Source organism: Paenarthrobacter aurescens (assembly GCF_025421775.1).
GTDB lineage: Bacteria > Actinomycetota > Actinomycetes > Actinomycetales > Micrococcaceae > Arthrobacter > Arthrobacter aurescens_B.
On the sequence record NZ_JAOEFX010000005.1, the window covers coordinates 174980 to 188872 of the forward strand.

At 61.6% G+C, this 13893-nt stretch carries 11 protein-coding genes; 5 read left to right on the forward strand and 6 right to left on the reverse strand.

Features of this window, described 5'->3' with window-relative positions; genetic code table 11:
- Positions 1 to 86: 86 nt before the first annotated feature.
- From N7568_RS12540 to N7568_RS12560, 5 genes are all read right to left on the reverse strand, one after another.
- Positions 87 to 701 carry a PadR family transcriptional regulator gene (locus N7568_RS12540; RefSeq protein ID WP_261610149.1) on the reverse strand — a complete coding sequence of 205 codons (615 nt, stop codon included), beginning with the start codon at positions 699 to 701 and terminating at the stop codon, positions 87 to 89.
- Entirely contained in the window at positions 701 to 1549 is an 849-nt protein-coding gene (locus N7568_RS12545) for a DUF4097 family beta strand repeat-containing protein (protein ID WP_261610150.1), read from the reverse strand. Before N7568_RS12545 ends, N7568_RS12540 begins: the two co-directional genes overlap by 1 nt.
- A gap of 91 nt (positions 1550 to 1640) precedes the next feature.
- Positions 1641 to 2912, reverse strand: a complete 1272-nt coding sequence (locus N7568_RS12550) for a serine hydrolase domain-containing protein (protein ID WP_261610151.1) — start codon at positions 2910 to 2912, stop codon at positions 1641 to 1643.
- Between the two features lie 2 nt (positions 2913 to 2914).
- The gene (locus tag N7568_RS12555; protein ID WP_014922202.1) at positions 2915 to 3514 is read right to left on the reverse strand and encodes a GDSL-type esterase/lipase family protein; all 600 of its coding nucleotides are present in this window, start codon (positions 3512 to 3514) and stop codon (positions 2915 to 2917) included.
- Between the two features lie 139 nt (positions 3515 to 3653).
- A complete protein-coding gene (locus N7568_RS12560; protein WP_261610152.1) occupies positions 3654 to 7457 on the reverse strand; it encodes a multifunctional oxoglutarate decarboxylase/oxoglutarate dehydrogenase thiamine pyrophosphate-binding subunit/dihydrolipoyllysine-residue succinyltransferase subunit in 3804 nt (1267 codons plus the stop codon).
- A gap of 488 nt (positions 7458 to 7945) precedes the next feature.
- On the opposite strand from N7568_RS12560, the gene N7568_RS12565 reads away from it, so the two are divergent.
- The 5 genes from N7568_RS12565 (at position 7946) to N7568_RS12585 (ending at position 13348) form a co-directional block, all read left to right on the forward strand.
- Positions 7946 to 9298, forward strand: coding sequence for a hemolysin family protein (locus tag N7568_RS12565; protein WP_261610153.1), 1353 nt, complete (start codon positions 7946 to 7948; stop codon positions 9296 to 9298).
- A complete protein-coding gene (locus N7568_RS12570) occupies positions 9295 to 10365 on the forward strand; it encodes a hemolysin family protein (RefSeq protein WP_261610154.1) in 1071 nt (356 codons plus the stop codon). The genes N7568_RS12565 and N7568_RS12570 overlap by 4 nt, the downstream gene beginning before the upstream one ends.
- A gap of 120 nt (positions 10366 to 10485) precedes the next feature.
- On the forward strand, positions 10486 to 11487 hold the full coding sequence (locus tag N7568_RS12575) for a metal ABC transporter solute-binding protein, Zn/Mn family (protein ID WP_261610155.1): 1002 nt from the start codon (positions 10486 to 10488) through the stop codon (positions 11485 to 11487).
- 154 nt (positions 11488 to 11641) lie between these two features.
- A complete protein-coding gene (locus tag N7568_RS12580; protein WP_261610156.1) occupies positions 11642 to 12457 on the forward strand; it encodes a metal ABC transporter ATP-binding protein in 816 nt (271 codons plus the stop codon).
- Complete coding sequence (locus tag N7568_RS12585) at positions 12458 to 13348, forward strand: metal ABC transporter permease (protein ID WP_261610157.1); 891 nt, start codon at positions 12458 to 12460, stop codon at positions 13346 to 13348.
- On the opposite strand, the gene N7568_RS12590 is transcribed toward N7568_RS12585, so the two are convergent.
- Entirely contained in the window at positions 13345 to 13812 is a 468-nt protein-coding gene (locus N7568_RS12590) for a Fur family transcriptional regulator (protein ID WP_261610158.1), read from the reverse strand. The genes N7568_RS12585 and N7568_RS12590 overlap by 4 nt on opposite strands.
- Positions 13813 to 13893 lie beyond the last annotated feature (81 nt).

Consider the following 13893-nt stretch of genomic DNA (forward strand, 5'->3'; position numbering starts at 1 on the left):
ATAGAGCTGCCCTCCAGTTTCGCACATCCGGGTGCCGCGTCGCGAACCGGGGGGGTAGGGTCGAACTGCACGGTCCCACCCCCGGGTCAGTTCCGCAGCGAATTCCGGATGGAGATCCGGGCCTGGTCCAACACTGTGCGCACAGTCTCGAGCGCAACGGGCGTCAACGGATGCGAGGCGCCGTGTTGGCGCAGCTCGACGCGGATATCATCCCTGAACGACTGAACCAACAACTCGGCTTCCTTCAGCATGCGTTGGCCTTCCGGCGTGTAGCCTGCGGTACGGCTCCGGAAAGATGCCGAGGTTGCGCTGGTGCGGGCCGCCTCCGCGGTGGCGGCCAGATCTGCCCGCAGGCCGCGCATATTGGTCCTGATGTCTTCCCGCAGGTTGTCGGCAAGTCTTCTGACGGAGGCCGAGATGGTGTCTTCGACGTCGGCCAGTTCCTCCCGCCGGGAGTCCAGTTCGGCGCGGCCTGTATCGGTGATGAAGTACTTGGTGCGGCGGCCCTCGGTCTCGGTGGCTACCAGCCCTTCTTCCTCCAATTTTCCCAACCGCGGATAGATGGTCCCGGCGCTGGGGGAGTAGGTGCCGCCGAAGCGGTCACCCAGGGCCTTGATCAGTTCGTACCCGTGTTTGGGGCCATTCTCGAGCAGCGCCAGAAGGTAGAGGCGCAAGGCTCCATGCGCGAATACCGGAGGCATCAGAGGCCCGCTTCCCCGGGGACGGGGTGGTCATTTTCCGTTGCAGGTGCTGAGCCGTGCATGATGTACGTCTTGCCGGAAACCGTATTTGTCCGCACCAGCATGAGCCGTTCGTCAGGGCCGACGATGGTGTGCACATTACTGCCCGGTTGCGCGTACATCTGATCGTCGATGACCACGGTTCCGCTGGCTGACTTGGCCACGATGTCCAAGCCGACATCATGGGGCAACCGGATGGTCAGGTCGCCTGAAACCGAGTTTGCCCCGAGGTCGTTGGTGTAGTCCTGCAGATCGAAACTGAGGTCCCCGCTTACGGTGCTCGCGCGCACGTTCTTGAACTTGCCCGAAGCGGTGACCTCGCCTGAAACGCTTTTGGCGGTCAGGACGCCGTCGTGGTTCCTGGCGATGACCTCGCCGCTGACCGTGTTGACGTGCAATTCGCCGCTGGTTCCGTCCGCCATGACGGAACCGGAGACGGTGTTAAGGCGGGTGCGGCCGCTGATGCCGGAGACCATACCGTCTCCGCTCACCGTTCCCGCCTCGACGTCGACGCCGGGTGGCAGGGCGATGCCGACCACCACGGAGTTGGTGCTGGTGTTGTTGACGGTTCCCATCAGGTTGCGGAACCAGCCCTGAGGTCCCTGCAGTTGGTGGCGCACTTCCAGGCGTCCATCCACCAGCGTTACCGTGAGGGGGTCGCCGGTGATTTCGCTGACTTCGATGCGGACAAAGGGTTCATCGTGTGTCATGACGTCAAAGCGTCCCTTGACGATTCCCAATTTGAGAGAGCGGACATCGTCCACATCAATGGTTTGCGGACCCGTCACGGTCCATAGTTCGTCAGACATGATCCCTCCAATTTGCGATATATCGCGTTGATGGAATCACGATATATCGCGAATGCCCGGGAGGCAATGCCTTCCGGAAACCTGCGGAAGATCAGGCGGCCGGGCGGTACAACTTCCCGATCAGGGTCTTCGCGATGGTGGTGGCAGGATCCCGCCCGTCAGCTGCGGGAGCCAGGTTGGTCCAGACCACCAACGTGACGGAATTGACGGGGTCGTTTCCCATAAAGGTATTGAAGCCCGGCAGCTCGCCGGTATGCCCATACAAGTTGCCGAATTTAGCGATACCCAGACCGTAAAGGGCACCGCCGGGATTCTCCGGGTTGGTGGGGGTGACGCTCTCAAGCCGCTTCTGCTGGAGTTCCGGCTTGAGCAATTTGCCATTAACGAGTGCTTCCCCCAGGATCTTGAGGTCAGCAGCCGTGGAGATGCCCGAGCCAGCGGCCCATGCCCACGACGGATTGACATCGGTGACGTCGTTGGGCGCCAGACTGCCGGCAGCAGCTTCCTTTTGCATGTCCTCGGGAATGGCTGGATTTGTCATGGTCAGGACGTTGTCCCCGTAAAAGTAGCCACGCGGATGGGGCTCCGGAATGGCGTTGGACGAAACATCCGGAAAGACGGTGCCCTTCAAGCCGAGAGGTTCGAAGATCCGTTCCTTGAACAGTGTGCCAAGGGGCTTGCCCTCGACTTTCTCGGCTATGAGGCCCAAAAGCACCGTATTGGTGTTGGAGTAATGGAAGCCTTGGCCCGGCGCGAAATACGGAGGATGGGCGAACGCCAGGGCCAGGAGTTCGTCCGGCTGCCAAGCTCTTTGCGGGTCCTTGTCCATGGCCGTATTGAGCTCAAGAGTCTCGGTGTAATTGAACAAACCACTGCGCATGGTCAGCATCTGTTCAAGGGTGATCGCGTCCCCGTTGGGAACGTCGGTGCGGTATTTGGATACGGCGTCGTCCAGTGACAGCTTGCCCTCCTGCACCAGTTGCAGAATGAGGGTGGTGGTCCAGGTCTTCGTGACCGAACCCACCCGGACGTGGTCCTCAGTCGAAACGGGACGTTCAGACCCCCGGGTTCCAGTGCCGTAGGAGGCGGTGAGCGTTCCCTCGGGAGTCTGCAACAGGACCACGGCGCCGGGCACCAAAAGGTCTTTGGCCGTGCGTTCAAACTCGGCTTGCAACGCCGAGGCATCGAAAGGCCGCAAGGCACCTGATGCTGACGGGGCAGACGACGTTACAGGCGCTGTGGAGGGTGAAGTTGGCGTGGACGGAGCCGGGGGTCCGGAACTGCAGGAAACTGTGGCTGTCACGGCGGCTACGACGGCCGCTGTGACTGTTGCTCTGACAGAAACCTGCATGTTCCGCGTCATGGCTACTCCGGTTGAGCGATATTAAGCCACTGGAACCAGCCACGGTGCAGGACCAGCCACGCGATCAAGCCGTAGCCCGCCTGTCCCGGTGTTCCCCCATTGGCTGCGAGGTCCGTCCTCCACTGCTCATGATTAAGCAACGGGGAGAACGTGTCAACGTAGTGGTGGTTGCGACGGGTGGTGACATCGGCAAATGCCGTGTTGAGTTCGGCGAGGCGCTTGTTCCGTGCAGGGTCCAGTGTGGGCGGCGGCCCCACCACGAATACCTCTACGCTGCTGTGCGAGGCGCCGTCGAGGATGTTGGCGAGATTGAGCCGGCTGCGTGCAGTCGACAACCCAAATTCGAGATCGCGACCGGACAGGCCGATCACCAATCGATTCTCATGGGTATCACTGAAGCGTCTGCCTGCTTCATCTTGCCAGCGGGCAGCGAGGCCCTCAGTGCCTTCCATGGGGCAGGGGAGCGGGAAACTTTCCACTACGACGGAGTCCTGGGGCGTGCGGGCCAGCACTCGTCCGAGCCAACCCAAGGCGCGGGGATCCCCCAGACCCGCGAGCAGTTCATCTCCTACAGCTGCGATGCGCAGCTTCCTGTCTTCCACGGTTACCTCTTCACACTCGTTACGGTCCTTGCAGGGTTTGCCGGATTATCGGCCGGTTCTGGAACCGGGTACTTGTCCCATTAAACAGAACTGCCCGGCCTGAGGCGCGCTTATCGCTCCTCAGGCCGGGCAGTTTCGTTTACTTGCGCTCGAACGCCTGCTTGATCAGGGCATCCTGCTCAGCGGCGTGCCGCTTCATGGAACCGGCAGCCGTGGAGGCCGAAGCCGGACGCGAGACCAAACGAAGCTTGCGGTCAAGCTCGGGTGCCAGGTTCAGGCCCATGAACGGCCACGGACCCTGGTTGGCGGGCTCGTCCTGTGCCCAGACGATGTCCGCGTTGGGGTACTTGGCCAGTTCGGCGTCGATCTCGGCCTTTGGAAGCGGGTACAACTGCTCCACGCGGATGATCGCCGTGGAAGTGTCGCCCGACTTCTGGCGGTTGGACAGGAGGTCGTAGTACAAACGACCCGAGACCAGGATGACGCGATCCACATTGGCCGGCTGCACTTCCGGATCACCAATGACAGGCCTGAAACCGCCCGTGGTGAAGTCTTCGACGGCCGAAGCGGCGCCCTTAAGGCGGAGCAGCTGCTTGGGCGTGAAGATGATCAACGGCTTGCGCGGCCGGCTGTAGGCCTGGCGCCGCAACAAGTGGAAGTGCGAGGCAGCGGTGGTGGGGTTGGCCACGATCATGTTGTCCTCGGCGCACATCTGCAGGAAGCGCTCGATACGGGCAGAGGAGTGGTCGGGCCCCTGGCCTTCGTAGCCATGCGGAAGCATGAGCACCAGCGAAGAGCGCTGGCCCCACTTCTGTTCAGCCGAGGAAATGAACTCGTCAATGATGGTTTGGGCACCGTTGACGAAGTCACCGAACTGGGCTTCCCAGAGGACCAAGGCATCCGGGCGCTCCACCGAGTAGCCGTACTCGAAGCCCATGGCCGCGTATTCGGACAACAGTGAGTCGTAGATCCACAGCTTGGCCTGGTCATCCGAAAGGTTGCCCAGGGGCAGCCATTCATTGCCGTTGGCGCGATCGTGGAACACAGCGTGACGTTGCACGAACGTGCCACGACGGGAGTCCTGGCCAGCCAAGCGAACCGGCACGCCCTCCATGATCAACGAGCCGAAAGCCGCGATCTCGCCGAAGCCCCAGTCGATGCCGCCTTCGCGGGACATTTGCTCACGCTTCTCAAGGAGCTGCTTGAGCTTGGAGTGAACGGTGAAGCCGTCCGGAATCTCCAGGTGCGCCTTGCCGATGCGGGCAAGGGTATCGGCAGATATTGCCGTGGAAGCAGGGGAGTTGGTGCCAAAGTCAGCCTGCTGGGCAATGGGACGCTCGATGTCCGAGACAGCTGCGGAGTCCGCAGTGATGATCGGGATCGGGGACGTCTGTGCAGCGTGCGTCTCAGCGAAGACCCGCTCAAGCCGTTCCTGGTAGTCGCGCAGCAACTGTTCTGCTTCTTCTTCGGTGATGTCCCCACGGCCGATGAGCGACTCCGTGTACAGCTTGCGGACGGAGCGCTTGGCTTCGATCAGGTTGTACATGAGCGGCTGGGTCATCGAGGGGTCGTCGCCTTCGTTGTGGCCGCGACGGCGGTAGCAGACCATGTCGATGACGACGTCCTTGTGGAAACGCTGACGGAACTCGTAGGCGAGCTGCGCAACGCGCACCACGGCCTCGGGGTCGTCACCGTTCACGTGGAAGACCGGTGCCTGGATCATCTTGGCAACATCCGTGGAGTACGTGGACGAGCGCGATGAGGACGGCGCGGTGGTGAAGCCAACCTGGTTGTTGACGATCACGTGGATGGTGCCGCCGGTCCGGTACCCACGCAGCTGCGAGAGGTTGAGGGTTTCAGCCACTACGCCCTGACCGGCGAATGCGGCGTCACCGTGGACCATGATGGGCAGGACAGGGAACGACTCGCCCTGATCCAAACGGTCCTGCTTGGCGCGGACGATGCCCTCAAGGACGGAGTCCACTGCTTCCAAGTGGGACGGGTTGGCCGCGAGGTAGACCTTGGTCTGCTTGCCGTTGTCCGACGTGAAGGTGCCTTCGGTGCCGAGATGGTACTTGACGTCACCGGAACCCTGGACCGAGCGCGGGTCCTGGGTGCCCTCAAATTCGCGGAAGACCTGTGCGTAGGTCTTGCCTGCAATGTTGGTCAGCACGTTGAGGCGGCCACGGTGGGCCATGCCGATGGCAACCTCGTCCAGACCGTCGTCAGCTGCGTCCGAAATGACGGCGTCGAGCAACGGAATCAGCGACTCGCCACCCTCAAGGGAGAAGCGCTTCTGGCCGACGAACTTGGTCTGCAGGAAGGTCTCAAAAGCTTCTGCGGCGTTGAGCTTGGAGACGATGCGCAGCTGCTCTTCGCGGCTCGGCTTGGAGTACGGGTGCTCCAGCTGGTCCTGGAACCACTTGCGTTCTGCCGGTTCCTGGATGTGCATGTACTCAATGCCCGTGGTGCGGCAATAAGCGTCGCGCAGGACCCCAAGAATGTCGCGGAATTTCAGCTGCGGCTTGCCACCGAAGCCGCCGGTGGGCCATTCGCGGTCCAAATCCCACAGGGTCAGGCCGTATGTCAGTACGTCCAAGTCGGGGTGCTTGCGCTGTACGTACTCCAGGGGATCGGTGTCAGCCATCAGGTGGCCGCGCACACGGTAGGAGTGGATCAGCTGCTGGATCCGGGCAACCTTGTTGATTTCGTCGGCCGGATCGACCTGAAGGTCCGGGCTCCAGCGGACCGGCTCGTACGGGATACGCAGGGCTTCGAAGATTTCGTCGTAGAAGTTCTGCGCACCCAGGAGGAGCTGGTGGACCAGCTTGAGGAACTCGCCGCTGCCTGCACCCTGGATGACCCGGTGGTCATAGGTGGAAGTCAGGGTAAGGATCTTGCTGATGGCGTTTTGGGCGATGATTTTTTCGCTCGAGCCCTGGAACTCCGCCGGGTAGTCAAGGGCGCCGACGCCGATGATGGCAGCCTGGCCCTTGGAGAGGCGCGGTACCGAGTGAACGGTGCCGATGCCACCGGGGTTGGTCAGCGAGACCGTGGTGCCTGCGTGGTCATCGGCCGTGAGCTTGCCATTTCGGGCACGCTTGATCAAGTCCTCGTAGGTGTGCCAGAACTCCGCGAAGTCCATGGTCTCTGCCTTCTTGATGTTGGGAACCATCAGGAGGCGGGTGCCGTCGGGCTTCGGCATGTCAATGGCGATGCCGAAGTTGACGTGTGCAGGCTGCACAGCACTCGGCTTGCCATCAATCTCGTCGTAGTAGACGTTCATGGAGGGGAACTGGGAGAGTGCGCGGACAACGGCGTAGCCGATGAGGTGCGTAAAGGACACCTTGCCACCGCGGGCACGGGCAAGGTTCGAGTTGATGACTACGCGGTTGTCGATGAGCAGCTTGGCGGGAACTGCCCGGACACTCGTGGCGGTCGGAACCTCCAGGCTGGTGACCATGTTGGTTGCAATGGCCTTGGCCGGTCCCCGGAGGACGGAAACGACGTCTTCCTCAGGTGCCGTAGGAGCCTTGGTGCTTTTAGGCAGCTGCGCAGGGATGGGCTGGGACGTGGTGCCGGCGGCGGGCTTCTTTGCTCCGTCCCGGGCAACCGTGGCAGGCGCTTTCTTCGCCGGGGCGGGTGCCGCCGGTGCCGCCGGGTCCGCGGCAGGTGCAGCTGCGGGAGCGGCCGGCGCCGGTGCCGGTGCCGCTGCAGCCGGAGCTACCACGGGAAGTACTTGGGTAGGGGGATTGGCAGCTGCTGGAGCTGCAGAGGTTCCGTTGGAAGAAGTGCCGTCAGCGGAAGCAAAGGATTCGAAGAGGGGCCACCACTTGGTGTCCACCGAATTCTTGTCCTGTTGGTACCGCTCGTACAGTTCGTCAACGAGCCACTCGTTTCCGCCAAATTCCTCTGGTAGACGGTGGCTGGGCTGCTCTGGCACTTGAAATACGCCTCTTCCATGAGTGTTGTTTTCCCGCTGGCCAAAGTTGCTTTTCCGCAACGATGGGACAGGGTCCGGGTCCCGCGAACTCAGACCCCTGACAGTCTAGTTAGGATCGTTGGTTAACTGCCAATAGTGGTGACCTAAATCATGTTGCGGCTGACTTAGTGGGCAGCTCCTTCATTTTCTGTCACCGGGCTAAGCTGGCTGCCGGGCATGCAGCAGGTGGACTGTAGACTGAAAGTCTTATGGACAGTAAATCTAGGTGCCGGCCTGGGAACTGTCGGGGAAGCCAATCTGGCAACCCCGTACAGCGCGCCCGTCGAGCCGGCAACACCCGTTCACATGCCCATCACGCGCCGGCGCTCACAGCCGGTGGTGCCGCAGGCCATGCGTCAGCGGCACCCGACCAGCCTCCGCCGGGGCGAATTCCCCTGCCGATGGCACCAACCCCGTTGCACGCGCCCACCCTTGGAGTGATGCGCTAAGTGGAATGGATTCTTCTCCTTGCCGGCTTTGCCCTGATTCTGGGCACCGGCTTCTTTGTCGCTGTTGAGTTTTCCCTGGTTGCCTTGGACCAGGCAAGCGTCCAGCGTGCAGTTGATAATGGCGACCACGCTGCGGCCCCGCTGCTGAAGTGCCTCAAGTCGCTCTCCACCCAGCTCTCCAGTTGCCAGCTTGGCATTACCCTGACAACGCTGTTGACGGGTTTCGTGATGGAACCCTCCGTTGGGCAGTTGCTCCTGGGGCCCCTCGGCCTGCTGGGCCTCCCGGCTGAAGTGGTTCACTCCGTGGCATTGATTGTGGCGATGGCCTTCGCCACGCTCCTGTCGATGCTTCTTGGTGAGTTGGTCCCCAAGAACATGGCCATCGCCCTCGCATTCCCCTTGGGAAAGCGACTGGCCCGTCCGCAGCTGATGTTCACGGCGGTTTTCAGGCCGGCCATCGTGGTGCTGAACGGGTTCTCCAACAAGGTGCTGAACCTGTTCGGCCTCGAAGCCAAGGAAGAGATCTCCGGGGCGAGGACCCCCGCTGAACTCGCATCCTTGGTGAGGCGCTCCGCTGAGCTCGGGACCTTGGATGCAGGCACGGCCAACTTCGTCGCACGCACCCTGAACTTTTCGGGACGCACGGCGGCTGACGTCATGACGCCGCGTATCCGCATGGAAACGATCGATGCCGACCAGCCCGTGGCTGACATCCTGGACGCCGCGCGGAGAACCGGATATTCACGGTTCCCCGTCATCGGCGACTCCACGGACGACATCCGTGGAGTAGTGCACATCAAAAAGGCCGTGGCCGTCCCTGCGGAGCGTCGGGCCAAGCTCCAGGCGGGGGCGATCATGACGGATGTTCTCCAGGTACCCGAGACCATCCACCTTGATGCCCTCCTCGCCGAATTGCGTGAAGGCAATCTGCAGCTTGCCGTAGTCCTTGATGAATACGGTGGTACGGCGGGTATCGCCACCCTCGAGGACCTGGTGGAAGAGATCGTCGGGGAAGTCGCTGACGAGCACGACAAAGTCCGCCCGGGAGTGCTGCAGAGCGCGTCCGGTGACTGGTACTTCCCGGGCCTGCTGAGGCCGGACGAAGTATCCGAGCAGATCCCCAACCTCACTGTTCCTGATGAATCTGCCTATGAAACTGTGGGCGGGTATGTGATGAGCCAGCTCGGCCGGATTGCGAAGGTTGGAGACGCCGTGGACACAGTGGGCGGGACGCTGACAGTGACCAGGATGGACGGCCGGAGAATCGACAGGATCTGCTTCCACCACGTGGAGCGGGACGAGGCAGCGCCGGCGGATGCCGGAAACACCCGGCATGAAGCAGGTGCCATATGAGCGACTGGGTAGGAATCGTCTGGCTCGTTGTGCTCCTGATCGGCAACGCCTTCTTCGTGGGTGCTGAGTTCGCGGTCATGTCAGCCCGCCGCAGCCAGATTGAGCCTTTGGCCGAAGCTGGCTCCAAGCGCGCGCAAACAACACTGCGGGCCATGGAGAACGTTTCGTTGATGCTGGCCTGCGCCCAACTGGGTATAACCGTCTGCTCGCTCCTGATCCTGCAGGTTGCCGAGCCCGCCATCCACCACCTTTTGGCGGAGCCCCTTGAGCTGGTCGGCGTTCCGGTTGAACTGGCAGACATCATCGCTTTTGCCATTGCCTTGCTGTTTGTCACGTTCCTGCATGTCACGTTTGGTGAGATGGTCCCGAAGAACATCTCGGTTTCCGTAGCAGACAAGGCTGCGCTCCTGTTGGCTCCGCCACTGATGTTCATCGCACGGGTGGTTAACCCGATCATCTGGTCCCTGAACTGGCTGGCCAACCACATCCTGCGGCTGATGAAGATTGAACCCAAGGATGAAGTGTCCTCCTCGTTCACGCTTGAGGAGGTCCAGTCGATCGTCCAGGAGTCGACTCGCCATGGATTGGTGGACGACGAAGCCGGCTTGTTGAGCGGGGCGCTGGAGTTCTCGGAGCATACGGCGTCGCACATCATGGTGCCCTTGGACAAGCTGGTGGTGCTGAAGACCGCTTCCACTCCGGTTGACCTGGAGAAGGCCGTCAGCCGTACGGGGTTCTCCCGTTTCCCCATGGTTGACGACGACGGCGAACTTGCTGGATACCTGCACGTGAAAGACATCCTGTCCATTCCGGACGAAGGCCGAAGGCACCCCATCGCCGAGGGGCGGATCCGGTCACTGGCCAACCTGGCCCCGGAGGATGAGATCGAACAGGCGATGTCTGTCATGCAGCGCACGGGCTCGCACCTTGCCCGTGTTGTCGGTGCAGGCGGGGAGACGCACGGTGTTTTGTTCCTCGAGGACGTCATTGAGCAGCTGGTAGGCGAGATCCGCGACGCCACGCAGGCGACGGGAATCCGCCGCTACGGAGGCCAGCAAGCGCAGTAGAACAGCAGCAGAAGCAAGCTGAAATCAGTCTGGCGTCGATCGGGTTCGGTCGGCGCCAGACCGTTCTAAATAGGAATCATTCCTATTTAGGGTTACACTTGAACCTGCCAGTAATTGTGTTTGATTCTCATTTTGAGTAGATCCGAGGTCTTCGTGCGTCGTTCCGCCGCCCGCCTGTCCATGGCCGCTTCTGCCGGTCTTGCCGCCCTCTTGCTTTCCTCCTGCGCCGGCACAGCCGGCGCAAGCGATCCGTCGTCGTCAGGTGCCATCGACGTTGTCACCTCCACGAATGTTTATGGCGACATCGTGAAGGCAATTGGCGGTGACAAAGTCAACGTGAACGCCATCATCACCAAGACAAGCCAGGACCCGCACTCCTACGAGGCCAGTGCCCAGGACAAACTGGTCATCTCCAAGGCCAAGCTCGTGGTGGAGAACGGCGGAGGCTATGACGAGTTCCTCCACAAAATTGCTGATGAGACCAAGGTCGGCCACGAGAACATGATCAGCGCCGTGGAAATCTCCGGGCTCGCCCCCGAAGAAGAAGCCCACAGCGAGGAATCCCACAGCGAAGAAGGCCACACCCACAACCACGGCGAGTTCAATGAGCACGTCTGGTACAGCCTGGACACGATGGGGAAGCTCGCCGATGCAGTCGCTGCCAAGCTCGGCAGCCTGGATGCGGGATCGGCGGCGACCTTCACAGCCAATGCCGAAGCCTTCAAGACCAAACTCGCCGACATCACCGGAAAGCTCGACGCCGTCAAGGCCGCAAACGACCATGCGCCAGTAGCTGTCACCGAGCCCGTGCCCTTGTACCTCTTGGAAGCCGCCGGCCTGGAAAACAAAACTCCGGAGGCTTACAGCGCCGCCATTGAAGAGGAAACAGATGTCCCGGCTGCCGTATTGAAGGAAACCACGGACCTTGTCACTGCCAAATCCGTGCGGTTCCTGGCGTACAACGAGCAGACCGAAGGGCCCCAGACTGAATCCGTCAAGCGGGCCGCGGAAGCTGCCGGCGTGCCAGTGGTGAACTTCACCGAGACGCTGCCTGATGGCAAGAATTACGTCCAGTGGATGTCCGACAACGTGGAATCGGTTTCCTCCGCGCTCAAGAAGTAGCATTTCCTGACACCCGGTATGCAGTGAAGGGCCCTGCCAACGTCCTAAGATATTCAGGATGGCTGTGGGGCCTTTTGCCTGTCACCAGCACGGCCGCGAATACCAGCGGCACCACTGACTGCGTCCCCAGCGACGCATGGATCGAGGACAACTTTTGACACCGGTAGTGAGCCTCCGCGGAGCCAGCCTGCAGTTCGGCAAGAGGACGCTCTGGCGGGATCTCGACCTTGACATCAACCCGGGCGAGTTCTTCGCTGTCCTGGGGCCCAACGGCAGCGGCAAGACCAGCTTCCTGAAGGTTCTCCTTGGGCTGCAGGAACTGCATTCAGGAACTGTTTCCCTGGGCGGTCATCCGGTAGAGCGGGGCAGCAAACGGATTGGCTACATTCCGCAGCAGAAATCTTTTGCCCCGGATACGCCCTTGCGTGCACGTGACCTGGTGGGCCTGGGCATCGATGGGCATCGCTGGGGTATGCGGCTGTCATCCGGGAAGATTAATCAGCAGATCGATGAGCTGCTGGAGCAAGTGGGCGCCGCGGACTATGCCAAGGTTCCGGTGGGGCAGTTGTCCGGTGGCGAGCAACAACGGCTCAGGGTAGCCCAGGCGCTTGCCACGGAACCGCAGGTCCTCCTTTGCGACGAGCCGCTGCTGTCCCTTGACCTGCATCACCAGCAGGGCGTCAGCTCGCTGATCAACAAGCAATGCCATGAGCGGAACAGCGCCGTGGTGTTCGTGACGCACGAGATCAACCCGGTGATCGACTATGTGGACCGGGTGCTCTACTTGGCCGGTGGCCAGTTCCGGGTGGGTACCCCGCAAGAGGTCATGACCACGGAAGTTCTTTCGGAGCTGTACGACAGCCATGTGGAAGTCATCCATACCAACGGAAGGATCGTCGTCGTTGGTCTTCCGGACGCAACCACGCACTTCCACGACGATGCCCACGCAAGCGCCGGGGAGGAGCTCTAAATGGATCTCGACACCATTCTGCAGACCATTTTCAACTTCGAGAACTACGGCGAGTTGCTGGTCCTTGTCCAGAACTCCATCTGGGCTGGAGCCGTGCTGGGACTGCTCGGCGGGTTGGTGGGCACGTTCGTGATGAAGCGGGACCTAGCTTTTGCGGTCCATGGCATCTCGGAACTGTCTTTTGCCGGTGCTGCGTTTGCCTTGCTGATCGGCGCCGACATCATCTTCGGCTCGTTGATCGGCTCGGTGGCGGCCGCTGTGCTGCTGGGCTTCATGGGCGTCCGCGCCAGGGACAAGAACTCGATCATAGGTGTCATCATGCCGTTCGGCCTGGGGCTGGGCATCCTTTTCCTGGCACTCTATGAGGGCCGCGCGGCCAACAAATTCGGCCTGCTGACCGGCCAGATTGTTTCCGTCGACACCGTGCAACTGCAAGTTCTTGCGGGAACTGCAGTGGTGGTGATGATCGCCTTGGCGGCAATCTGGCGACCGCTGAGCTTTGCCAGTGTAGACCCCGAAATGGCGGAAGCCAGGGGCGTTCCGGTTCGTGGCCTGGCCATTGGGTTTATGGTGCTGCTGGGTGTCAGCGTGGCGCTGTCCATCCAGATCGTCGGCGCCCTGCTGGTCCTCGCCTTGCTGATTACGCCGGCAGCAGCTGCCCTTCGGGTGACCACCTCGCCCCGGTTGGTGGTGCTGCTCAGCGTGGTCTTTGCCATGACCGCCACCGTGGGTGGCATCCTCCTGGCCCTGGGCAGCCGCATTCCCATCAGCCCGTACGTCACCACGTTGTCATTCTTGATCTATGTGGTGTGCCGGATCATCGGCCGGGTTCGGGCCAACCGTGGACTCAACGGCAGGGTGTCACGGGACCAGCCCGCAGGAGCCCTCTAGAGCTTTCCCGCTGCTTTCTTGGCAGTGCACTCCGGGCAAAGGCCGAAGATTTCAACGGTGTGGGCCACCTCGGTGAAGCCATGTTCAGCAGCCGTTCGGGCAGCCCAGGTCTCGACGGCGGGAGCTTCCACTTCCTCAGCCTTGCCGCAGTTGCGGCACAGCAAGTGGTGGTGGTGTCCGGTAACAGCGCAGCGCCGGTAGACAGCTTCGCCTTCGCCGTTGCGGAGGACATCAATGAGTCCGTCATCGGCCAGCGATTGAAGGATGCGGTACGCGGTGGCCAGCGACACGGAAATGCCCTTGTTCTGCAGCATCCGATACAGCTCCTGGGTGCTGACGAAGTCATCCAATTCGTCCAGCGCGGCGCTGACGGCCAGGCGCTGCTTGGTGACGCGCTGCTCCTTGACGCCGCTGGTGGCCGGTGCCGAAGGGCCGGCCGTGGCGGAATTGGTGCCATGTGGCATTGAAGGACTCACTTCCCTGGGGATGCTGGCAAACCCTAATTTTACCAGCAGGGCAGGGTTGGAAACTGTCAGCGGGCGCCC